We start from the raw sequence: 19,916 nt of genomic DNA on the forward strand, positions 1-19,916 counted from the left end.
GAAACGCTCCGATCCTTGGAGGACGATGTGGCCGCGATTCCTTAAGAACGAACGTATTGCGAGAGTGCTCGTCCGAGGTCGCGCAGCGAATGTCGGAGATTTAATTGAATTCGCCACGGGCTGCACGGCATGTAAGCGGGATGAACGCTCTTTCTCGTCCACTGGCGCTGATCGCCGCCGCCGTCCTCTCCATCGCCGCCGCGCCCGCCTTCGCGGGGCCGGGCGACAAGGCCCTGGAGGACGTCCGCATCCTCTCGGCCGACGACATGCAGGGCCGCCTGGTCGGCACGCCGGGTTCGGAGAAGGCGCGGGCCTACATCCTGTCGCGCTTCGCCGAGATCGGCCTCTCGCCCATCGGCGAACGGTTCGAGCAGCCGTTCGAGTTCGCCAAGCGTGACGGGACCAAGGTCCGGGGGACCAATCTGGTCGCCCGTATCAAGGGGACCGAGGGTGGCAAGGCGCTGGTCGTCTCGGCCCACTACGACCACCTCGGCGTCCGCGACGGCCAAATCTACAATGGCGCGGACGACAACGCCTCGGGCGTGGCCGGCTTGCTGGCCGTGGCCGAGGCCTTCCAGGCCAAGCCGCCGAAGCACGACGTGATCCTGGCGGTGGTCGACGCCGAGGAAGGCGGCCTGCGCGGCGCCAGGGCGTTCGCGGCCGCCCCACCGGTCCCGCTGACGACCATCGCCCTGAACGTCAATTTCGACATGCTCAGCAAGAACCCGAAGAACGAGCTCTACGTCGCCGGGACCGCGCCGTTCCCGTATCTGAAGCCGATCCTGGTCAAGGTCGCCACGACCGCGCCGGTAACCTTGAAGCTGGGTCATGACACCGACGCAGACGGCAAGGAGAACAACTGGACCAATCAGTCCGACCACTACGCCTTCGGCGAGAAGGGCGTGCCATGGGTCTATTTCGGGGTCGAGGATCACCCCGAGTACCACAAGCCGACCGACGACTTCGCGACCGTGCCGCAGGACTTCTTCAAGCGCTCGGTGGCCACGGTGGTCCAGGCCAGCCTGGCCCTGGAACGCGAGCTGGACGGCGTGGCCAAGGCGTCGGGGCGCTAAACTCTCGGTTTCATTGTGCATTCACGTCGCGACCAATTGTCGCCGCGACTGGCGGACCGGCGTCACGTCTCCTTAAAGTGAGAGGCGTCACCGTGAGTCTGACAGCCCGAGGAGCCGCGCGATCAACCCGGCCATCGTGAAAGACCGGATCTTCAAGACCGCGCCGACGGTTGCTCTGATCGTGGGCGCGGCCCTGGCGGCTGACTACGTCCTGAACGTGCTCCTCCTGCGCCGTCCCGAGCACTTCACGCCGCTCACCACCCTGGCCATCGCCGCCGTCGTCGCCACGCCCCTGGCCTATTGGCTGACCAGCCAGAGAATGCGGGTCGAGCGGATGCGCGACGACCTGGCCGATAGTGTCCGGGCCAAGCAGAAGGCGATCGAGGATGCCGAGGAGGCTCTGGCCAAATACCGCGAGGCCGACCGCCTCTACCGGCTGCTGGGTGACAACCTGACCGACCATGTGGCGCTTTGGTCGCCGAAGGGCGAGCGCCTCTACAGCTCGCCCAGCATCTATCGGATCACGGGTTACGGGGCCGAGGAGTTCATGGCCCTGCCACCCTCGGCCATGGTCAGCGCGGCCGATTTCAAGCGCGTCCAGGGCATTATCCGGGGCCTGACGCCGGGCGGCCCGCCGGTCAGCGCCGACTACGAGTGCTTCCGCAAGGACGGGACGGCGATCTGGCTCGAAAGCTCGTATTCGCTGCTGGGGGATGGTTCGAAGATCCTGCTGGTCACCTCGCGCGACATCACCGAGCGCAAGCGCCTGGAGCTGGACATCGCCAAGGCCCTGGAACTGGCGGAGGGGGCCTCGGCGGCCAAGTCCGACTTCCTGGCCAACATGACCCACGAGCTGCGCACGCCCCTGACGGCGATCATCGGCTTCGCCGAGGTGCTGCGGCGCTCACGCGGGCTGAACAAGACCGCCGCCCGCCAGGTCGGCCACATCCTGGACGCCAGCCATACCCTGCTCAGCGTCGTCAACGACGTGCTGGACTTCTCGCGGCTGGAGGCGGGCGGGCTGGAGCTGGATCCGGGGCCGTTCGATCCGGCCGCCATGGCCTCGTCCTGCGCGGCCCTGGTGGAGGAACGCGCGACGGCCAAGGGCATCCAGGTGGTCGTCCGGACGAGCGAGTCCCTGCGCCCCATGAACCTGGACGGGCCGCGCCTGTCCCAGGTGCTGCTGAACTTCCTGTCGAACGCGGTGAAGTTCACCGCCCATGGCGCCATCACCGTGGCGCTGAGCCAGGTGGTCGAGGGCGACCAGGCCCTGTTGCGCGGCGAGGTGATCGACACCGGCATCGGCATCTCGCCCGACAATCGCGAGGCCATTTTTGACCGCTTCTCGCAGGCCGACGCGGCGGTTTCGCGCCGGTTCGGGGGCACGGGCCTGGGCCTGGCCATCTCGCGACGGATCATCGAACGGATGGACGGCAGGATCGGCGTCGACAGCGTCGAGGGGGAGGGTTCCACCTTCTGGTTCGAGGTGCGCGGCCCACTGGCCGAATTGCCCACGCTCGAGGCCGAGGCGGTCTCACCCTTGAGCGCCGAGGCGGGCGTGCGCTTGCTGCTGGTCGAGGACAACGCCGTCAATCGCGAGCTGATCCACGTCATGCTGGAGCCATTCGGCGTCGAGGTGGAGACCGCCAACGATGGCGTGGCCGGCGTCGAGGCCATGCGCCAGGGCCACTACGACCTCGTGCTGATGGACGTGCAGATGCCGGTGATGGACGGCTTGACCGCCACCCGCGAGATCCGCGCCATGGAAGGCGCGCGAGGCGCGGCCACCCCGATCGTGGCCATGACCGCCAATGTCCTGCCCGAGCAGATCGCCAATTGCCTGGCGGCCGGCATGGACGACCACCTGGGCAAGCCGATCAACCCGACCAAGCTGCTGGAGGTGGTGGCGCGGTGGTCGGGCCGGGTTCACGCGACCTAGACGGGCTTCCTTACGGCTTCGGAGGCTGTTTAGGGGAGCCGATCTTGGCCAACATCTCGCGCGCCAGCTTGGCCTCGTCGCTCTCGTGCGGACTGTTGGCCAGAGGCGTCAGGATGACGATGGCGTCTCGATCGCGGCCGCGGGCGACCAGCGCGTTGGCGGCCTCGAGCCGCGCGGCGCCGACCTGCGGCGCCAGCTTGACCGTCGTGAGCAGGGCGGTGAGCGTGTTGTCGCTGGGATAGTTGCTCTCGACGATACGACTATGGGCGAAGGCCAGCAGGGTCTGGTAGCGGCCAGGATCCAGCTTGAACGCGGCCGCCAGGACGGAGCCAGCCTGATTATAGTAGTCGATCCTCTTGGGGGGTGTCTTGTCGCCCAACGCCATCAGCAGGCCGGCTTGCAGCGCCAGGGCCTCCACGTCGCGCGGATTGGCCGTGAGCTGCTTGCGCAGGATGGGCGCCGCCGCCATCGGGTCGCCTAGATCGATCTCGGCGCGCGCCAGGGCCAGCTGCGCGAATGGCTCCTCGGGATACTGGCCGGCCTTCTCGCGAATAGCGGCCAGGAGCGGCGCCTTGGCCTCGGCGCCGACGCCCGAACGGACATGCAGATCGTCCAGCAGCAAGGCGGACACGACAGGGGTAAGGCGTGTCACCTCGACCTTTGTCTGGGGGAACTGCGTCTTCTTGAACTGAACATAGGGCGTTTGCCCTTTCAGGTAGGCCAGCAGACGACGCTGCCAGGCGTCGGCCTTGACGCCCGTCGCGGCCTCCATGGCCGCCACGGAGTCTTCGCCCTTGCCGATCGCCGTCAGGTAGGCCTGCAATTGCTGCGCCCGTTTGGGGTCGCTGACCAGATAGTGGGTCAGCAGCCAGGACTGGGCGTAGAAGGTCTCGCGCTGGGCGTAGGGGATCTCGCCGACGCGCTTGGACAGCACGTCCTGCATCGGCAGCCAGGTCTCGAACGTGAGGCCCTCGGCCCGTCCGCTGGCCAGGCCCACCTTGATGTCGGACTCGTCCACGGTGGTGGTCATGAAGTACTCGGCATAGCCCTCGACGAACCAGGCCGGGTAGCCGAACGGGAAGTTCTGGAACGTCAGGTGGTGCACGTACTCGTGCAGCAGGACGTAGTCGTTGCCGCGTCGGGCCAGGGCCATGGCGAAGGTCTCGCCGGCGTCGGCCGAATAGAAGCCCACGGCGGTCCCGAGGAGCTTGGGCGCCACGGTCCGCAGGCCGCTGATGTCGTTGACCAGGTAGATCGGCAGCTTGCGCGGCGGCGGAGGCGGGCGCGGGAGGCCGTACACCTCCCAGAAGGTCGCATCCAGCAGTTCCAGCCGCTCGGCGTAGTCACGCAACGTCTGCTCGCCGCCGTTGCTGTACAGAACAAAGCGTGGCGTTTCCGTGCGAAGCCAAGTCTCGGCGGAGGCGGGCGCGGCGATGGCCAAGCACAGGAATACGATCGTCGAGGCCAACCTCGCACGCAGATCAACAAGCAGGCGCAACTTGAACGGCCTCCCCCGAGAAACGACAAGGTGACGTTTATCGCCCGCTCGCAAGCATGCAAGCCAGGTCCACGCGGTCGGCCTGGGTTTTGACGCTCGGGCGTCAGTCGACGCAGATCGCGCCGGTGGACTTGCCGTTCACCACGCGGGCGTAGCAGCCGAACTGGCGGTTAGTCTTCTGGCAGGTCCCCGTGACGTCGCCCTGGGCTTCCAGATTGCCTTCCAGCACGCACTGGCCCTCGCACTGGCTCTTGTCGGTGCAGGCCTTGCCGGCGTCGGCGTAGGGGATGACGCAGGTCGGGATCTGGGCCTTGCCGACCGGCTGGATCGTCCCGCCCTTGGCCGAGCAGGCAGAGGCCAGGGTTTCCGCCGTCGGCGCGGCCGGCTGAGCGGTGGGGGCGCAGCCGACCAGCAGGGCGGCGACGGCGGCCAAGGCAAGGAGACGCATGCTGTCGAACCTTTCGATCAGGCCTTGGGCGCGTTCATGTAGCCCGGCAGCCAGGCTTCGTGGGCCGTGCGCAGAGCCTCCAGGGAGACGCTGAAAAGGTCCTTCGAGGCGAAGTCGTTCCCGCCGGCGACGCCGGCCACGTTGGCATGGACTCCGGCTTCCTTGGCCGCTTCCAGCACCGCGTCGGGATCGGGCGTGGCGATCAGGTAGCGGGCCTGGTCCTCGCCCAGCAGGTACGGGTGAGCGTGAGCCTGGCTGGTGGCGTTCAGGGTGACGCCGACCTTGCTGGCCAGGGCGATGTCGGCCGCGGCGACCAGCAGGCCGCCATCCGACAGGTCGTGGACGCCAGCCACCAGGCCCGAGCTGATCAGCCCGCGCACGAAGTCGCCGTTCTTGCGCTCCAGCGCCAGGTCGACCGGCGGCGGGGCGCCGTCCTCGCGGCCCAGGATCTCGCGCAGATAGATGGAGGCGCCCAGCTCGCCGTGCGTCTCGCCGATCAGCACCAGGGTGTCGCCCTCGGTGACTCCGCCGAAGCCGGTGCGCAGGTCGTAGTCTTCCAAGAGGCCCAGGGCGCCGACGGTCGGGGTCGGCGGAATGGCGACGCCGTTGGTCTCGTTGTAGAGGCTGACATTGCCGCTCACGACCGGGAAGTCCAGCGCGCGGCAGGCCTCGGCCATGCCGTCGGTGGCGCGCACGATCTGGCCCATGGTCTCGGGCTTCTCGGGGCTGCCGAAGTTCAGGTTGTCGGTGATGGCGATCGGCAGGGCGCCGGCGGCGGTCAGGTTGCGCCAGGCCTCGGCGACGGCTTGCTTGCCGCCCTCGTACGGATCGGCCTGGACGTAGCGCGGGGTGCAGTCGCTGGTCACGGCGATGGCCTTGCCCGAGCCGTGGATGCGGACGATGCCGGCGTCGCAGCCCGTGGCGCTGTCTTCCAGGGTGTCGGCCATCACGTGGCGGTCGTACTGCTCCCACAGCCAGCGCTTGGAGGCCATGTCGGGGCAGCCGACGATCTTCAGGACCGCCTGGTTCCAGTCGATCGGCGCCGGGATCTGGCCGGGGTCGAGGCGGGCGTCCAGCTTGGGCTGGACCCACGGACGGTCATACAGCGGCGCGTCGTCGAACAGCGGGGCCAGCGGCACGTCGCAGACCGTCTCGCCGTGGTGCTTCAACACCAGGCGGCCGGTGTCGGTGGTGTAGCCGATGACGGCGGCGTCCAGGCCCCACTTCTCGAAGATGGCGTGGCCGTCCTGCTCGCGGCCGGGCTTCAGGACCGCCAGCATGCGCTCCTGGCTTTCCGACAGCATCATCTCGTAGGCGCTCATGCCGGTTTCGCGCTGCGGGACCATGTCCATGTTCAGCTCGATGCCGACGCCGCCCTTGCCGGCCATCTCGACCGACGAGGAGGTGAGGCCGGCGGCGCCCATGTCCTGGATGGCGGCGACCGCGCCGGTCGCCATCAGCTCCAGGGTGGCCTCGATCAGCAGCTTCTCGGCGAAGGGGTCGCCGACCTGGACGGTGGGGCGCTTCTCTTCGGAGTCCTCGGTGAACTCGGTCGAGGACATGGTCGCGCCGTGAATGCCGTCGCGGCCGGTCTTGGAGCCGAAATAGACGACCGCCAGGCCCGGGCCGGGGGCGGCCGAGTAGAAGATGCTGTCAGCCTTGGCCAGGCCCACGCACATGGCGTTGACCAGGATGTTGCCGTTGTAGCCCTTGTGGAAATTGGTCTCGCCCGCGACCGTCGGCACGCCCACGCAGTTGCCGTAGCCAGCGATGCCGGCGACCACGCCGTCCACCAGGCGCTTGGTCTTGGGATGTTCCGGATCGCCGAAGCGCAGGGCGTTCAAGAGAGCGATCGGTCGCGCGCCCATCGTGAAGACGTCGCGCATGATGCCGCCCACGCCCGTCGCCGCGCCCTGATAGGGCTCGATGTACGAGGGGTGGTTGTGGCTCTCCATCTTGAAGATGATCGCGTCGCCGTCGCCGATGTCGATGACGCCGGCGTTCTCGCCCGGACCGCAGATCACGCGTGGCCCGTCGATCGGGAACTTCTTCAGCTGGTTCTTCGAGGACTTGTACGAGCAGTGCTCGGACCACATCACCGAGAACACGCCCAGTTCCACGAGGTTGGGCTCGCGGCCCAGTCGCTTCAGGACGACGTCATATTCGGCGGGTTTCAGGCCGAACTCGGCGGCCAGTTCGGCCATGGGCTTTTGGGGCGTGCTCATGGGCGCGCCTTCTAACCCGGTCGGTCAGATTCCGCTACATGGGATGATCATCGCAGGAGAGCCGAATGAACCTCGATCGCCGCACCGTCCTGGCCGGGTTGGGTGTCCTTGGGGCGGCTGCGCCGCTGACGGCCGCCGCTCGCGAGCGGACAGTGCGGGTCCGGCTGGTCACTGAGCGAGGAACGATCATCCTGGCCCTCTATCCCGACCGCGCGCCGATCACCGTGGCCAACTTCCTGGCCTATGCCGACAAGGGCCTGATGAAGGGCGGGAGCTTCTACCGGACCGTTTCGCCGAAGAACGACAATAACCCGGCCACCATTAGCGTCATCCAGGGCGGGCTGGGCGCCGGCGGCGAACGCCTGCCGCCGATCCCGCTGGAGACGACCCGGCGCACCGGTCTGCGGCATACGGACGGCGTGATCTCGATGGCGCGCGACACGCCCGGCTCGGCGACGTCGGAGTTCTTCATCTGCCTGGGCGACAGTCCGGCGCTGGACTTCGGCGGCGCGCGCAACAAGGACGGCCAGGGCTTCGCGGCCTTCGGCAAGGTGGTCGAGGGCATGGACGTGGTCCGGTCCATCCACGACGCCGCCACCGAAGCGCAGGCCGATGATCCCTATATGAAGGGGCAAATGATCGAGAAACCCGTGAGAATCCTTGAGCTTAGCCGGAATTAAGGCGACGCCGCCGTAGGAACGGGGCGAGTCCGGGCCCGTTTTGTCATTGTGCGCCCATCAGAGCGCGCGGTGAAAAGGAGAAGCCCGATGGCTGACAACAACCGGAACCCGCAGCAGCAACAGAACGACCAGCAGCGCCGAGCGCCCGGCCAGCAACAGCAGCAGCAGGGTCAGCCGCGCCAGAACGAGCAGGGCCGCAACCCCGGCGGCCAGGCCAACCCGCAGGAAGAGAACGTCAGGCGCGGCGAACGCTGACCTGACACATTTCCTCTCCGTAGACAGGAAGGGCCGGCGGATGGTCACCGCCGGCCCTTTTCGTCCCTATTTCGCGTCCACCACCGGCAGCTCGATGAAGCTGGCCGTGTCGCCCGCGTGAAACACCCGCTGCGTCGCCTTCACGTAGTCGGTCGGCTTGGCGAAGAAGATGTTCGGCACGAAGGTCTGCGGGTTGCGATCGTAGAGCGGGAACCAGCTGGACTGGACCTGCACCATGATACGGTGCCCCGGCTGGAAGGTGTAATTCGCGGTCGGCAGGATGAACTGGTACTTCAGCGGCTTGTTGGGCGTCAGGGCCTTGGGCTCGCTGAAGCTCTCGCGATAGCGACCCCGGAAGATGTCCATGCCCACGGCCAGCTGATAGCCGCCCAGTTCGGGCTGGCTGGGGACCTCGTCGGGGAAGACGTCGATCAGCTTGACGACCCAGTCGCTGTCCGTGCCGCTGGTCGAGGCGAACAGGTTCACCTTGGGCACGCCGGCGATCTTCAGCGGCTCCTTCAGCGGCTCGGTGACATAGGTCACGACGTCGGTGCGGCTCTCGGCGTGGCGCTGGTCGCTGACCAGCCAGGCCTTCCAGCGGTCGCCATCGGCGAACTGCACCGGGCGCTGCACATAGGGCACGGGCTTGGCCGGGTCCGAGACGTACTCGTCATAGGCCGCCGCGCCCTTGGCCGCCGCCGGCGCGGTGAAGGACAGAGCGCCCTTGGCATCGAGATAAAGGGCCTTGCCGGCCTTGGCCTGGGCGCCGCCCTGCGGCCAGGACGCGTAGCGGTTCCACTTGTTTTGGCCCGGGTCGTAGATCAGCACGGGCGGGGTGTCGGCCTTGGGGCCGTCCTTCAGGTACTGGTCGAAGAAGGGCTTCAGCACGTCGCGGCGGAACTGCAGGGCGGTGTCGCCGTCCCACTTGAACGGACCCAGGTTGTAGCCGTCGTAGTTGACCTGGCTGTGCCGCCAGGGGCCCAGCACCAGGTAGTTCTTGTCGTTGCCCGTGTCCTTGGACTCCAGCGCCGGGTACGAATGCACCGCGCCCCAGATGTCCTCCTGGTCCCACAGGCCCTGGATCCACATGGTCGGCACCTTGAGCGGCGTCTTTTCCATGGTCTTGTCGAGGGCCTGCTCGCTCCAGAAGCTGTCATAGGCCGTATGCTCGGCCAGCTTCTTCCACCAGGGCAGCTGATCCAGACCGTGGTTCTTGGCGTAGTCGCCGGCCGAGCCCTCGCGTAGGAAGTTGGAATAGTCGTCATAGCCCTGGCGCTGGACGCCTTCGCCCGCGCCGCGCACGGTGGTCTGGCGGGCGAAATAGTCGAAGTTGATCTGGCGGAACGCGCCGTACTGGAACCAGTCGTCGCCCATCCAGCCGTCGACCATCGGGCTCATCGGCGCGGCGACCTTCAGGGCCGGGTGCGGGTTCACCAGGGCCATCACCACGGTGAAGCCCTCGTAGGAGCTGCCCAGCATGCCGACCTTGCCGTTGGTCTCGGGCACGTTCTTCACCAGCCAGTCGATGGTGTCGTAGGCGTCGGTGGAGTGATCGACCTCAGAGCTGTTCAGCGGCCCCTTCAGCGGACGCGTCATCACGTACTCGCCTTCCGAGCCGTACTTGCCGCGGATATCCTGGAAGACGCGGATGTAGCCGCCGTCGGCGACGAACGGCTCGTCGCCCTGGGGCATGGCCGCGACCATGCGCGGGCTGTCGGCGCGCGCCGCGCGCTTGGCGGCGTTGTAGGGCGTGCGGGTCAGCATGATCGGCAGGTTCTTGCCGCCCTTGGGGACCACGATGACGGTGTACAGCTTGGTCCCGTCGCGCATCGGCACCATCACCACGCGCTTATCGTAGTCGTAGTTGACCTTGGCGGCGACATACTTGCCGTCGATGTCCGGCGTCATGGCCGTGACTTGCGCGTGGGCGGCGGCGGCGAACGCCGAAACGGCCACGGCGGCCAGCAGGCCGCCGCGCAGCTTGGAAACGAGACTCATGGATGGCCCTCCTACAATGGCGGGCACCTTAGGAGCGGTTGCGAGCTAGTGCTATAGTGTAACGCCCGCAAGGCGTGCTACTGTCTAGAAATTGGGAGTTTTCTGGATGGCCTTCAGCATCAAAGATCCTGGCACCGATCGTATCGTCCGAAACCTGGCTCGCCATACGGGACTCGGTTTGACTGAAACCGTACGCGTCGCGGTGGAGAATGAGCTCAAGCGGCGAGGCGCGGACACTCGCACGATCGATGAGAAGGTCGCCGACTTCGTGCGTCGGCTCGACAGGCGGGACCTTGGGCCAGATACCGGACTTAGCCGCGAAGAGATCGAAGCCGAGATGTACGACGAGTATGGGCTGCCGCGCTGATGGTCATCGACAGTTCGGCGATGATCGCGATCGAGAGCGGGGAACCCGAACGTGAAGCTTTCCTGAGCGCCATTCTGTCGGCGGACACGCGTCTCATCTCAGCCGCGAGTTATGTGGAATGCGTCGCGGTGATGGCGCGTCGCCGTCCAAAGTCGGCGGCCGCGGTGACGGTCGCGGCGACTTTTCGGGATCTCGAACTCGTCATTGTCGAGGTCACCGTGGAGCAATCGCGGATCGCCGCCCAGGCGCTGGAAGATTACGGCCGCACGCGCCATCCCGCCGGCCTGAACTACGGCGACAGCTTCGTCTACGCCCTGGCCAAGGTCACGGGCGAGCCATTGCTGTTCAAGGGTGACGACTTCGCGCTGACCGACGTGGTCGCCGCCGCCTACTAGGCGCTCTGGAAGATGCTCCGGAACAGCACCGCGCCGTCTTCCGAGCCCAGGTCCGCGTCGAAGGCGCGGTCGGGGTGGGGCATCAGGCCCAGGACGTTGCCGCCCGCATTGACGATGCCGGCGATGTTGCGGGCCGAGCCGTTGGGGTTTTCCTGATAGCGGAACACCACCTGGCCCTCGCCCTCGAGGCGGTCCAGGGTCTCCTCGTCGGCGAAGTAGTTGCCCTCGCCGTTGCCGACGGTCATGACCGCTTGGCGCTGCTCGCCGTAGCCGGCGGTGAAGCGGGTCTGGCCGTTGACAATGTCCAGGCCGACGGGCTTGCAGACATACTTCAGGCCGGCGTTGCGCAGCAGGGCTCCGGGCAGCAGGCCGACCTCGGTCAGGACCTGGAAGCCGTTGCAGATGCCGACGACGGCCACGCCCTTGTTCGCGGCCGAGACCACTTCCTTCATCACGGGGCTTTGGGCCGCCATGGCGCCGCAGCGCAGGTAGTCGCCGTAAGAGAAGCCGCCTGGCAGGACGATCAGGTCCAGGTCGTCCGGCAGGGCCGTCTCCTGGTGCCAGACCATCTCGACGCGGGCGCCGGCTGAGCGCTCGATGGCGACCTTGCAGTCGCGGTCACAGTTCGAACCGGGGAAAACGACGACGGCGGCTTTCATGGCGCGGGCCTGTAGCACCGTTCGCGCGCGATGTCAGGCCCGTGCGAACGGGAAACTCAGGCGCATTCGTCCAGTTCGGGTTCGACGGGCTCGCCGGTCGGCGGCGGGAAGGGCGTCTTGAAGGTGAAGGCGGCGGGCGTGGGGCCGTGAGCCTCGATCAGGGCCAGCTTTTCCAGCGCCTCCTCGACGGTCGGCACATGGCCGGCGGGGACCCACCAGAGCGCCATGTAGAGGTCCATCTGCTCGAACCACTCGCGCCGGCGGCGCATGATCTCGACGTGGCCGCTGCGATAGACGTAGGCCCCGAGCGAGGGGATATCCTCCCAGACAGACAGGTTCGGAATGAACAGAGGGTCGCCGTTGATCGCCAGGTCGGTGGCGTTGTTGCCGTCGCCCTTCAGCCGCCAGACAAAGCCTGGCGAGCCTTCGGCCAATGCGTTGATGCGGTCGAGATTGTCGGCGAAGTCCTTGATCATCGGATGATCGATCGCGGCCTTCAGGCGTCCGACATTGACCTCAGCCAGGTGGAACTTCGCGCTCATCGACGGTCTCTCCCTCTCGTCCGTGGCCAACGAACATCGTGCGGCCAAGTTCGATCCGAAAGGGGAGGACGCCGTTACTTTTTCGTCAAATCTCCACCATGTCGAAGTCAGACTTGGGCGTGCCGCACAACGGGCAGATCCAGTCTGCGGGGAGGTCGGCCCAGCGCGTGCCGGGGGCGAGCCCTTCGTTCGGGTCGCCCTGCTCCTCGTCGTAGAGGTAGCCGCACGTACGGCACTGCCAGACCTTGTAGGGCGCCGCGTTCATCGCCGCCTCAATACATCTTGAAGCGGATCGGCACCGATTTGGGGCCGCAGACGAAGTTGGCGACCATGCGCGTGGGCGCGCCGTCCAGCTCGACCTTGTCGAGGCGCGCGAACAGCTCTTCCCACAGCACCCGCATCTCCATCCGCGCCAGGTGCTGGCCCAGGCAGATGTGCGCGCCGTAGCCGAAGGCCACATGCTTGTTGGGCGACCGGTCGACCCGGAAGGCGAAGGGATCGTCGAATACGGCCTCGTCCCGGTTGCCGGAGGGGTAGGACAGCATCATCCAGTCGCCCTTGGCGATCTTGCGGCCCGCCAGTTCGGCGTCGGCGGTGGCCGTGCGCATGAAGTGCTTGACCGGCGTCACCCAGCGGATCGACTCCTCGATCAGGCCGGGGATAAGCGACGGGTCGGCCTTGATCCGGGCGAACTGGTCGGGGTTCTCGGCCAGGGCCCACAGGGCGCCGGCGGTGGTCGAGGACGTGGTGTCGTGGCCGGCCGTGGCGGCGATGATGTAGTAGCTCATCGCCTCCAGGTGACCCATCGGCTCGCCGTTGATCTTGCCGTTGGCGATGATGCTGGCCAGGTCCTCGCGCGGGTGGGCCCGGCGGTCCTCGGTGATGGCGTTGAAGTACATCATGAAGTCCATGACGACCGACTGCAGGCTGTCGATGCCCTCGTTGACGTCGGTGACCGACTTGCCCGACCGGTTCAGCTCGGGGTCGGCGTTGCCGAACAGCTCCTGGGTCAGTTTCAGCATCCGCGGCTCGTCGGCCTCGGGCACGCCCAGCACCTCCATGATGACGTGCAGGGGGTAGAGGAAGGCCACGTCGCGGGCGAAGTCGCACCGGTCGCCGTGCTGGGCCATGCGGTCGATGAAACCGCGCGCGATCTCGCGAATGCGCGCCTCCAGCGCCCGCAGGTTCTGGGGCAGCAGCGCGCCCTGGGTCACCTTGCGATAGGCGAAGTGGTCGGGGTTATCCATCTGGACCAGCGACCGGACCAGGTGAGGCGAGCCGCCCATCATCTCGCGGACCTTCTTGTCGGCCTCGATCGTGGTCACCACCGTGGCGCGGTCGCCGTTGTGGAACAGCTCGGCCTGGCGCTCGACCTCCAGGATGTCGGCGTGGCGTGTGACCACCCAGAACGGATCGAAGCCGTCGGGCTGGGCCATCTCCAGCGGAGCCTCCCGCCGCAGCTGGGCGAAGGCGCGGTCGACGCGGTCGCCGTCGGCATAGGCCGTCGGGTCCACGATGGTGTTGGCGATATCGGTCGAGATCGTCATGGCGCTTCCTCGTTCCTCCCGCAGCGGCTCTTTGTCCGCTCTGTTATTTGCTTGTTGTCCAACAAATAACTATGGTTCGCAAGATGAGCTCGACCCTTAAGGCGCCCGCGCGCCGCACCCAGATCGATCGCCGCCTTCAGTCCGAGAACGAACTGCTGCGCGCCGCCGCCGAGCTGATCGCGGAACACGGCGTGGCGGCGGCGACCTTCGAGAGCATTGGCCTGCGCGCCGGATACAGCCGAGGGCTCGTTACCCAGCGCTTCGGGTCCAAGCATGGGCTGATCGAGGCCCTGATCGCCCGCCTGCAAGCGCGGATGGAGGCGCTGCTGGACGCGCGCCACCTGGACCAACTGGACGGGTTGGAGGCGGTGCTGGGCTTCGTCGACATCTTCCTGCGCAACCTGGTCGAGGACGGGGAGATGCGGGCCTATTTCGTGCTGATGGCCGGGGCGGTGGCCGACGTCTCGGAGCTGCGCGGGCCGTTCGCGGCCGCGCACAAGGAGGTCGAGGTGCGCCTGGAGGCCTTGGTCCTGCGCGGGCAGGCGCAAGGCGTCATCCGCGCCGGGCTGAACGCCGACGCGGTCGCGCTGATGGTAGGGGCGTTGCTGCTGGGCCTGTCGACCCAGCTTCTGGTCGATCCCGGCATGGACCTGGAGCCCATCCGGGAGACCAGCCTGGCGGCGCTGAGAGCCAGCTTCGCCGCCTGAACCGCCTATCAGGCGATGTCGATGCGGTAGCTCTCGATGACCGTGTTGGCCAGCAGCTTGTCGCACATGGTCTTGACCTCGGCCTTGGCGGCTTCGGCGTCCGTGGCGTCGAGGTCGAACTCGATCACGCGGCCCACGCGGGCGTCCTTGACCGACGGCCAGCCCAGGCCGTGCAGGGCGTTTTCGACGGCCTTGCCCTGGACGTCGAGCACGCCGGGCTTCAGGAACACGTGGACGGTGGCTTTCACTTACAGATTCTCCCTCACCGCGCGCGGCGCCGCGATATTCCCTATCCGGAAAGTTAGTGCACGCCGCCTTGGATGACGGTCGGCATTTCCTTCATGATGCCAAGGCGGCGGGCCACCTCGGTATAGCTCTCGATGACGTTGCCCAGGTCCCTACGGAAGCGGTCCTTGTCCAGCTTCTCGTTGGTGGCGACGTCCCAGAGGCGGCAGCTGTCGGGGCTGATCTCGTCGGCCAGGATGATCCGCGAGAAGTCGCCCTCGTAGACGCGGCCGAACTCGACCTTGAAGTCCACCAGCGTGATGCCGACGCCGCTGAACAGGCCCGACAGGTAGTCGTTCACGCGCAGGGCCATGGCCATCATGTCGTCGATCTCCTGGGTGGCGGCCCAGTTGAACGCGGTGATGTGCTCCTCCGAGACCATCGGGTCCCCGAGCTTGTCGTCCTTGTAGTAGAACTCGATGATCGAGCGGGGCAGGGGCTGACCCTCGGTCAGGCCCAGGCGCGTGGCGATCGAGCCGGCGGCGATGTTGCGCACCACGACCTCGAGCGGGACGATCTCGACTTCCTTGATCAGCTGCTCGCGCAGGTTCAGGCGACGGATGAAGTGGTTCTGGACGCCGATCCCGTTCAGTCGAGTCATGATGTACTCGCTGATGCGGTTGTTGATGACGCCCTTGCCTTCGAGGATCGCCTTCTTCTGGGCGTTGAAGGCGGTCGCGTCGTCCTTGAAGTACTGGATCAGAGTGCCGGGCTCGGGGCCCTCGTACAAGATCTTGGCCTTGCCTTCGTAGATCTTCTTGCGACGGGTCGTCATGGCTCTCGTCGAGGCCCTTCTGGAAGCGCGCGCGCCCTTGCCCGGAAAACTCTTCCGGAAAGAAAACTTCCCGGAGAAACGAAAAGCGCGCGCGGCGGATAGCTGCGCGCGGCGTTCGACTCAAGGCCGCTCACTAAAAAATGTCCTGTGGAACCTACCTGAATGAGCGCGACCGCGCAAACAAACCTGGGTCTTTTGGTCTATGGTTGGGCCGGAAACGTCGCCTGCGGCCTATCCGCCGATTGCGGCGGAGACCGCCACGATATATGCAGCCGGCTCAGACGCTTTTGGGGCCTTCATGACCACCTTCGACGAACGCGAGCAGGGTTTCGAACGCAAGTTCGCGCACGACCAGGAAATCGAGTTCAAGGCGACCGCGCGCCGCAACCGCCTGCTGGGCGAGTGGGCCGCCGGCCTGATGGGCCTGGCGACGGTCGAGGAATACGCGCGTGCCGTGGTCAAGTCCGACTTCGAGCAGCCCGGCGACGAGGACGTGCTGCGCAAGGTCTTCGAAGACTTGAAGGGTTCGGGCGTTTCGACGACCGAGGGCGAGGTTCGCATGAAGATGCAGGAACTGCTGGCCGTGGCCCGCGAGCAGATCAAGGCCGGCGAATAAACCCCAACGCCTTAGCGCCTTGAACGAGGCCGCCCCGAGGGGCGGCCTTTTTCATGCCTGCGACGAGCCTTAATGCGTCTCGTAGGCCGTCTTGCCGCCGCTCATGGCGAAGGCTTCTTCCGGCGACAGCACCAGCTTCTTGCGGCCGAAGGCGGCGAAGTAGGCGATGCCGACCGCGAACCAGATGGCCACGCCGATGACGCCGGTCCGATAGACCGGGTCCTTCAGCTGGTAGAAGATCGTCACCAGCGAAATGATCACGGTCAGGGCCGCGCCGCCGACGCCGAACACGCTCTTGTAGGGGCGTTCCATCAGCGGGAACTTCCGGCGTAGCAGGATGTAGGACAGGCCCTGCGCCACGTAGGACAGCATGGCCCCGAACACGGCCATGTTCAGCAGGGTGCCGCCGATCACCGCCGCGCCCTTCTCGGCGCCCAGGGCGAACCAGACGACCAGCATCACGGCCAGGCCGGCCAGCGAGCCGGTGATCAGCGCCACGTCCGGCGTCTTGCGTACGCCGTGGGTCACTGACAGGGCGCGGGGGAAGTAGCCGGCCCGTGACAGCGAATAGATCTGCCGGCCATAGGCGAAGATGATCGCGTGGAAGCTGGCGATCAGGCCGGCCACGGCCACCGCCGACAGAACCTTGGCCAGCGAGCCGCCGTAGATCGCCCGGAAGCCGTCCAGGATCGGCTCGCCCGACTTGGAGAGAGCGAAGGTCCCGGCCGGGATCGAGCTGTTCAGCCACAGCACCAGCAGGGCCGAGACGATCAGGGTCAGCATGCCCAGGATGATGCCCTTGGGCAGGTCGCGCTGCGGCGTGTGGGATTCCTCAGCGGCCAGCGGCAGTTGCTCGATGGCCAGGAACAGCCAGACCGCGAACGGCAACTGGGCCAGGGCCCCGCCGACGCCCGCCGGCAGGAACGGACCGTGGCCGTCCTTCAGCTCGGTCCCGCCGGGGCCGACGTTCAGGGCGTACTTGCCGAAGTCGGCGTGGGGCAGGGCGCTGATCCAGAACACCGCCAGGCAAGCCAGGGCCAGCAGGGTGATGAACACCGTGAAGCGGAACGACATCGCCACCCCGCCGGCGTTCAGCCCCACGAACACCACATAGGCCCCGATCCAGTACAGGGGCTGGGCCCAGCTGGGCGTCTCGAAGATGCCGCCCAGATAGCTGCCGATGAAGAAGCAGACGACCGCAGCGGTCAGCACGTATTCGACGTTCTCGCAGAGGCCGGTGACGAAGCCGCCCCACGGGCCCATCGCCGATCGCGCGAAGGAATAAGCCCCGCCTGTGTGCGGCTGGGCCGCCGCCATCTCGGCGATCGAGAAGGTCAGGCCCAGATACATGACGGTGATGATCAGGGTGGCGACGAACATGCCGCCCCAGCCGCCGGTCCCCATCCCCAGGTTCCAGCCCGAGAACTGGCCCGAAATCACCGCCCCGACCCCCAGCGCCCACAGCGAGAACACCCCCGCATAGCGCTTGAGGCCGCGTTTTTCGAAGTAGCCGTCCTCGACCTTCTCGTAGCTGACGCCGCCGCCCACCGGTTCGCTCATGATCGTCCCTCCGCCATGGCCATGGACGCCAAGGTTGCGCCCCGCGTTCGTCGGGAGACGAGTCCTGGAAGATGTGTTCGAAGCCCGGCCCCGACGGCCGGTCACTATTTCATCACGTCGAACGCGGTTCGTCCAAATCGCGGGCGATCGCCGCGCTGGATGCGGCGTGAGGCAGGACATCGGTGTCGCTCTCGTCCTTCAAGGCCACGCCGGTAATCGACAGGCGCAGCGCCTCGCGCATCAACCAGGCCAGCTTGAAGGCGGCCTGGTCATAGGTCAGGCCCTCGCCGCGGATGTTGGAGACGCAGTTGCGTTCGGCGTCCGTGCGGCCGACGCGCGGCTGGAAGGTCAGATAGGCGCCCAGGCTGTCGGGCGAGGATAGGCCCGGTCGCTCGCCGACCAGCAAAAGGACGAGCCGTGCGCCCAAGAGCTCGCCGACCTCGTCGCCCAGGGCCACCCGCGCCTGGCCGGCGACGGTGACGGGCGCGAGGCTCCATCCCTCGGCGCGCGCGAAGGGCAGCAGGGCCGCGATCAGCGGCGCGGCGTGGGCGTGGACGGCGGTGCTGGACAGGCCGTCGGCGACGACGATGGCCAGGTCGCACGGGCCGCGCCGGGACGCCATGGCGATGCGGCTGGCGTCGCACAGGCGGCGGCCCAGGTCCGGTCGGCGCAGATAGGTGGCGCGATCGCCGGCGGCGCTGTCGACCTGGACGGCGGCGAGGTCCAGCGCCTCGATCGCCTCGGCCACGCCCCGCGCGTCGAACGGCGTGTGGACCGCGTCCCGCGCCTGGGCGTGGGCCAGGGAGAAGGCCAGAACCTCGCGGGTGGGCAGGCTGGCCCCCGAGCGGCCGATGGCGATGCGGGCCGGGGTGCGGGCGCGCAGAGCGCTCCATGGATCGGGTGGGACCGGCTGGCTCATGCGCTGGCCAGCAGCGGGTGGCCGGCGCGCGGCGGGGCCAGGCGGCCGTCGGCGCTGGTGATCTTCAGTCGCTCCAGCCAGGCCTCGAACTCGGGCGCGCGCTTCAGGCCCAGGAGCTCGCGGACATAGAGGGCGTCGTGGAACGAGGTCGACTGGTAGTTCAGCATCACGTCGTCGGCGCCCGGCACGCCCATGACGAAGGTGACGCCCGCCGTGGCCAAGAGGGTCAACAGGCTGTCCATGTCGTCCTGGTCGGCCTCGGCGTGGTTGGTGTAGCAGACGTCCACCCCCAGCGGCGCACCCAGCAGCTTGCCGCAGAAGTGGTCCTCCAGTCCGGCCCGGATGATCTGCTTGCCGTCGTAGAGGTATTCGGGGCCGATGAAGCCGACGACCGAATTGACCAGCAGCGGCTGGAAGGCGCGGGCGACGCCGTAGGCGCGGGCCTCCAGGGTCTGCTGGTCGACGCCGTGGTGCGCGCCCGCCGACAGGGCCGAGCCCTGGCCGGTCTCGAAATACATGACGTTGTCGCCGACCGTCCCGCGCTTCAGTGAGCGGCCGGCGTCGAGGCCCTCTTTCAGCAGGGCCAGGGTGACGCCGAAGCTGGCGTTGGCGGCCTCGGTTCCGGCGATCGACTGGAAGACCAGATCGACTGGCGCGCCGCGCTCGACCAACTCGACGGCGCTGGTCACGTGGGTCAGGACGCACGACTGGGTCGGGATCTGGAACCGCTGGATCAGGTCGTCCATCAGCCGCAGCAGGTCGCCCAGCACCGACAGGTTGTCGCTGGCCGGATTGATGCCGATCACGGCGTCGCCGCACCCGTACAGCAGGCCGTCCAGGATCGAGGCGGTGATCCCGGCCGGGTCGTCAGTGGGATGATTGGGCTGCAGCCGCACGGCCATGGTCCCGGGCAGGCCGATGGTGTTCCTGAAACGGGTCGTCACCCGGCATTTGCTGGCGGCCAGGATCAGATCCTGGTTGCGCATGATCTTGCTGACGGCGGCGGCCATCTCGGGGATCAGGCCAGGCGCCAGCCGGGCGAGGGCGGCGGGGCTGGCGGCCTCCGACAGCAGCCAGTCGCGGAACTCGCCGACGGTCAGGGATGACACCGGCGCGAAGGCCGCCGCGTCGTGTTCGTCCAGGATCAGGCGGGTGACCTCGTCGGTCTCGTAGGGAACCAGGGCTTCGGACAGGAAGGTCTTCAGCGGGACATCGGCCAGGGCCTGCTTGGCGGCGACGTTTTCCTGGGCGCTGGTCGCGGCGATCCCGGCCAGGGCGTCGCCCGAGCGCGGCGGCGAGGCTTTGGCCATCAGATCGGCCAGGCCGTCGAACCGCCACGTCGTCGCGCCGATGGTCGAGGCGAAGCTCATGCTTCCTCCGTGATCACAGGAGGATGCCCCGGAACGACCTGGCCGCAAAGCCGAAGCG

At 67.3% G+C, this 19,916-nt stretch carries 21 protein-coding genes; 8 read left to right on the forward strand and 13 right to left on the reverse strand.

Annotated elements, in window-relative coordinates:
• Positions 1 to 140: 140 nt before the first annotated feature.
• Positions 141 to 1,073 carry a M20/M25/M40 family metallo-hydrolase gene (locus tag K8940_RS06355; RefSeq protein ID WP_223393873.1) on the forward strand — a complete coding sequence of 311 codons (933 nt, stop codon included), beginning with the start codon at positions 141 to 143 and terminating at the stop codon, positions 1,071 to 1,073.
• A 121-nt stretch (positions 1,074 to 1,194) separates the two neighbouring features.
• Positions 1,195 to 3,012 carry a PAS domain-containing hybrid sensor histidine kinase/response regulator gene (locus K8940_RS06360; RefSeq protein ID WP_223395786.1) on the forward strand — a complete coding sequence of 606 codons (1,818 nt, stop codon included), beginning with the start codon at positions 1,195 to 1,197 and terminating at the stop codon, positions 3,010 to 3,012.
• Positions 3,013 to 3,022: 10 nt separating this feature from the next.
• Here the strand turns inward: K8940_RS06360 and K8940_RS06365 are convergent, their stop codons facing one another.
• The 3 genes from K8940_RS06365 to purL form a co-directional block, all read right to left on the reverse strand.
• The gene (locus tag K8940_RS06365; RefSeq protein ID WP_223393875.1) at positions 3,023 to 4,510 is read right to left on the reverse strand and encodes a hypothetical protein; all 1,488 of its coding nucleotides are present in this window, start codon (positions 4,508 to 4,510) and stop codon (positions 3,023 to 3,025) included.
• A gap of 103 nt (positions 4,511 to 4,613) precedes the next feature.
• Positions 4,614 to 4,958 carry a hypothetical protein gene (locus K8940_RS06370; RefSeq protein WP_223393877.1) on the reverse strand — a complete coding sequence of 115 codons (345 nt, stop codon included), beginning with the start codon at positions 4,956 to 4,958 and terminating at the stop codon, positions 4,614 to 4,616.
• Between the two features lie 17 nt (positions 4,959 to 4,975).
• Entirely contained in the window at positions 4,976 to 7,183 is a 2,208-nt protein-coding gene (gene purL / locus K8940_RS06375) for a phosphoribosylformylglycinamidine synthase subunit PurL (protein WP_223393879.1), read from the reverse strand.
• A gap of 65 nt (positions 7,184 to 7,248) precedes the next feature.
• On the opposite strand from purL, the gene K8940_RS06380 reads away from it, so the two are divergent.
• Positions 7,249 to 7,863, forward strand: coding sequence for a peptidylprolyl isomerase (locus tag K8940_RS06380; RefSeq protein ID WP_223393881.1), 615 nt, complete (start codon positions 7,249 to 7,251; stop codon positions 7,861 to 7,863).
• A gap of 87 nt (positions 7,864 to 7,950) precedes the next feature.
• Positions 7,951 to 8,118: a hypothetical protein gene (locus K8940_RS06385; RefSeq protein WP_223393884.1), complete on the forward strand. Its 168-nt coding sequence runs from the start codon at positions 7,951 to 7,953 to the stop codon at positions 8,116 to 8,118.
• A gap of 66 nt (positions 8,119 to 8,184) precedes the next feature.
• Here K8940_RS06385 and K8940_RS06390 read toward each other — a convergent pair whose 3' ends face one another.
• Positions 8,185 to 10,116, reverse strand: a complete 1,932-nt coding sequence (locus K8940_RS06390) for a CocE/NonD family hydrolase (RefSeq protein ID WP_223393886.1) — start codon at positions 10,114 to 10,116, stop codon at positions 8,185 to 8,187.
• 106 nt (positions 10,117 to 10,222) lie between these two features.
• Between K8940_RS06390 and K8940_RS06395 the strand changes: the two genes are divergently transcribed.
• The gene (locus tag K8940_RS06395; protein WP_223393888.1) at positions 10,223 to 10,483 is read left to right on the forward strand and encodes a type II toxin-antitoxin system VapB family antitoxin; all 261 of its coding nucleotides are present in this window, start codon (positions 10,223 to 10,225) and stop codon (positions 10,481 to 10,483) included.
• Complete coding sequence (locus tag K8940_RS06400; protein ID WP_223393890.1) at positions 10,483 to 10,878, forward strand: type II toxin-antitoxin system VapC family toxin; 396 nt, start codon at positions 10,483 to 10,485, stop codon at positions 10,876 to 10,878. The genes K8940_RS06395 and K8940_RS06400 overlap by 1 nt, the downstream gene beginning before the upstream one ends.
• On the opposite strand, the gene purQ is transcribed toward K8940_RS06400, so the two are convergent.
• The 4 genes from purQ to K8940_RS06420 form a co-directional block, all read right to left on the reverse strand.
• Positions 10,875 to 11,537: a phosphoribosylformylglycinamidine synthase subunit PurQ gene (gene purQ, locus K8940_RS06405; protein WP_223393892.1), complete on the reverse strand. Its 663-nt coding sequence runs from the start codon at positions 11,535 to 11,537 to the stop codon at positions 10,875 to 10,877. The genes K8940_RS06400 and purQ overlap by 4 nt on opposite strands.
• Before the next feature lie 56 nt (positions 11,538 to 11,593).
• A complete protein-coding gene (locus K8940_RS06410) occupies positions 11,594 to 12,079 on the reverse strand; it encodes a DUF3291 domain-containing protein (RefSeq protein ID WP_223393894.1) in 486 nt (161 codons plus the stop codon).
• A gap of 85 nt (positions 12,080 to 12,164) precedes the next feature.
• A complete protein-coding gene (locus K8940_RS06415; protein WP_223393896.1) occupies positions 12,165 to 12,344 on the reverse strand; it encodes a rubredoxin in 180 nt (59 codons plus the stop codon).
• 7 nt (positions 12,345 to 12,351) lie between these two features.
• The gene (locus K8940_RS06420) at positions 12,352 to 13,626 is read right to left on the reverse strand and encodes a cytochrome P450 (protein WP_223393899.1); all 1,275 of its coding nucleotides are present in this window, start codon (positions 13,624 to 13,626) and stop codon (positions 12,352 to 12,354) included.
• A gap of 83 nt (positions 13,627 to 13,709) precedes the next feature.
• Here K8940_RS06420 and K8940_RS06425 point away from each other — a divergent pair, with 83 nt between their 5' ends.
• The gene (locus K8940_RS06425) at positions 13,710 to 14,333 is read left to right on the forward strand and encodes a TetR/AcrR family transcriptional regulator (protein WP_223393900.1); all 624 of its coding nucleotides are present in this window, start codon (positions 13,710 to 13,712) and stop codon (positions 14,331 to 14,333) included.
• Positions 14,334 to 14,341: 8 nt separating this feature from the next.
• On the opposite strand, the gene purS is transcribed toward K8940_RS06425, so the two are convergent.
• Both purS and purC read right to left on the reverse strand, forming a co-directional pair.
• Positions 14,342 to 14,581, reverse strand: a complete 240-nt coding sequence (gene purS, locus K8940_RS06430; protein WP_223393902.1) for a phosphoribosylformylglycinamidine synthase subunit PurS — start codon at positions 14,579 to 14,581, stop codon at positions 14,342 to 14,344.
• 53 nt (positions 14,582 to 14,634) lie between these two features.
• Entirely contained in the window at positions 14,635 to 15,393 is a 759-nt protein-coding gene (gene purC / locus K8940_RS06435; protein ID WP_223393904.1) for a phosphoribosylaminoimidazolesuccinocarboxamide synthase, read from the reverse strand.
• A 298-nt stretch (positions 15,394 to 15,691) separates the two neighbouring features.
• On the opposite strand from purC, the gene K8940_RS06440 reads away from it, so the two are divergent.
• The gene (locus tag K8940_RS06440; protein ID WP_223393906.1) at positions 15,692 to 16,009 is read left to right on the forward strand and encodes a DUF1476 domain-containing protein; all 318 of its coding nucleotides are present in this window, start codon (positions 15,692 to 15,694) and stop codon (positions 16,007 to 16,009) included.
• 69 nt (positions 16,010 to 16,078) lie between these two features.
• Here the strand turns inward: K8940_RS06440 and K8940_RS06445 are convergent, their stop codons facing one another.
• The 3 genes from K8940_RS06445 to K8940_RS06455 all read right to left on the reverse strand — a co-directional run bounded on the left by K8940_RS06445 (position 16,079) and on the right by K8940_RS06455 (position 19,858).
• Complete coding sequence (locus K8940_RS06445) at positions 16,079 to 17,569, reverse strand: amino acid permease (protein WP_223393908.1); 1,491 nt, start codon at positions 17,567 to 17,569, stop codon at positions 16,079 to 16,081.
• A 112-nt stretch (positions 17,570 to 17,681) separates the two neighbouring features.
• The gene (eutC, locus tag K8940_RS06450) at positions 17,682 to 18,488 is read right to left on the reverse strand and encodes an ethanolamine ammonia-lyase subunit EutC (RefSeq protein WP_223393910.1); all 807 of its coding nucleotides are present in this window, start codon (positions 18,486 to 18,488) and stop codon (positions 17,682 to 17,684) included.
• Positions 18,485 to 19,858, reverse strand: a complete 1,374-nt coding sequence (locus K8940_RS06455) for an ethanolamine ammonia-lyase subunit EutB (protein ID WP_223393912.1) — start codon at positions 19,856 to 19,858, stop codon at positions 18,485 to 18,487. Before K8940_RS06455 ends, eutC begins: the two co-directional genes overlap by 4 nt.
• Between the last annotated feature and the right edge of the window lie 58 nt (positions 19,859 to 19,916).

The sequence above is a fragment of the Caulobacter segnis genome (assembly GCF_019931575.1).
Taxonomy (GTDB): Bacteria; Pseudomonadota; Alphaproteobacteria; order Caulobacterales; family Caulobacteraceae; genus Caulobacter; species Caulobacter segnis_C.

Bases quoted from the DNA above. Each gene is read 5' to 3' on its own strand.
- K8940_RS06355 (WP_223393873.1), top strand. From the start codon at position 141: ATGAACGCTCTTTCTCGTCCACTGGCGCTGATCGCCGCCGCCGTCCTC.
- K8940_RS06370 (WP_223393877.1), bottom strand. From the start codon at position 4,958: ATGCGTCTCCTTGCCTTGGCCGCCGTCGCCGCCCTGCTGGTCGGCTGC.
- purL (WP_223393879.1), bottom strand. From the start codon at position 7,183: ATGAGCACGCCCCAAAAGCCCATGGCCGAACTGGCCGCCGAGTTCGGC.
- K8940_RS06380 (WP_223393881.1), top strand. From the start codon at position 7,249: ATGAACCTCGATCGCCGCACCGTCCTGGCCGGGTTGGGTGTCCTTGGG.
- K8940_RS06385 (WP_223393884.1), top strand. From the start codon at position 7,951: ATGGCTGACAACAACCGGAACCCGCAGCAGCAACAGAACGACCAGCAG.
- K8940_RS06390 (WP_223393886.1), bottom strand. From the start codon at position 10,116: ATGAGTCTCGTTTCCAAGCTGCGCGGCGGCCTGCTGGCCGCCGTGGCC.
- K8940_RS06395 (WP_223393888.1), top strand. From the start codon at position 10,223: ATGGCCTTCAGCATCAAAGATCCTGGCACCGATCGTATCGTCCGAAAC.
- K8940_RS06400 (WP_223393890.1), top strand. From the start codon at position 10,483: ATGGTCATCGACAGTTCGGCGATGATCGCGATCGAGAGCGGGGAACCC.
- purQ (WP_223393892.1), bottom strand. From the start codon at position 11,537: ATGAAAGCCGCCGTCGTCGTTTTCCCCGGTTCGAACTGTGACCGCGAC.
- K8940_RS06410 (WP_223393894.1), bottom strand. From the start codon at position 12,079: ATGAGCGCGAAGTTCCACCTGGCTGAGGTCAATGTCGGACGCCTGAAG.
- K8940_RS06415 (WP_223393896.1), bottom strand. From the start codon at position 12,344: ATGAACGCGGCGCCCTACAAGGTCTGGCAGTGCCGTACGTGCGGCTAC.
- K8940_RS06420 (WP_223393899.1), bottom strand. From the start codon at position 13,626: ATGACGATCTCGACCGATATCGCCAACACCATCGTGGACCCGACGGCC.
- K8940_RS06425 (WP_223393900.1), top strand. From the start codon at position 13,710: ATGAGCTCGACCCTTAAGGCGCCCGCGCGCCGCACCCAGATCGATCGC.
- purC (WP_223393904.1), bottom strand. From the start codon at position 15,393: ATGACGACCCGTCGCAAGAAGATCTACGAAGGCAAGGCCAAGATCTTG.
- K8940_RS06440 (WP_223393906.1), top strand. From the start codon at position 15,692: ATGACCACCTTCGACGAACGCGAGCAGGGTTTCGAACGCAAGTTCGCG.
- K8940_RS06445 (WP_223393908.1), bottom strand. From the start codon at position 17,569: ATGAGCGAACCGGTGGGCGGCGGCGTCAGCTACGAGAAGGTCGAGGAC.
- eutC (WP_223393910.1), bottom strand. From the start codon at position 18,488: ATGAGCCAGCCGGTCCCACCCGATCCATGGAGCGCTCTGCGCGCCCGC.
- K8940_RS06455 (WP_223393912.1), bottom strand. From the start codon at position 19,858: ATGAGCTTCGCCTCGACCATCGGCGCGACGACGTGGCGGTTCGACGGC.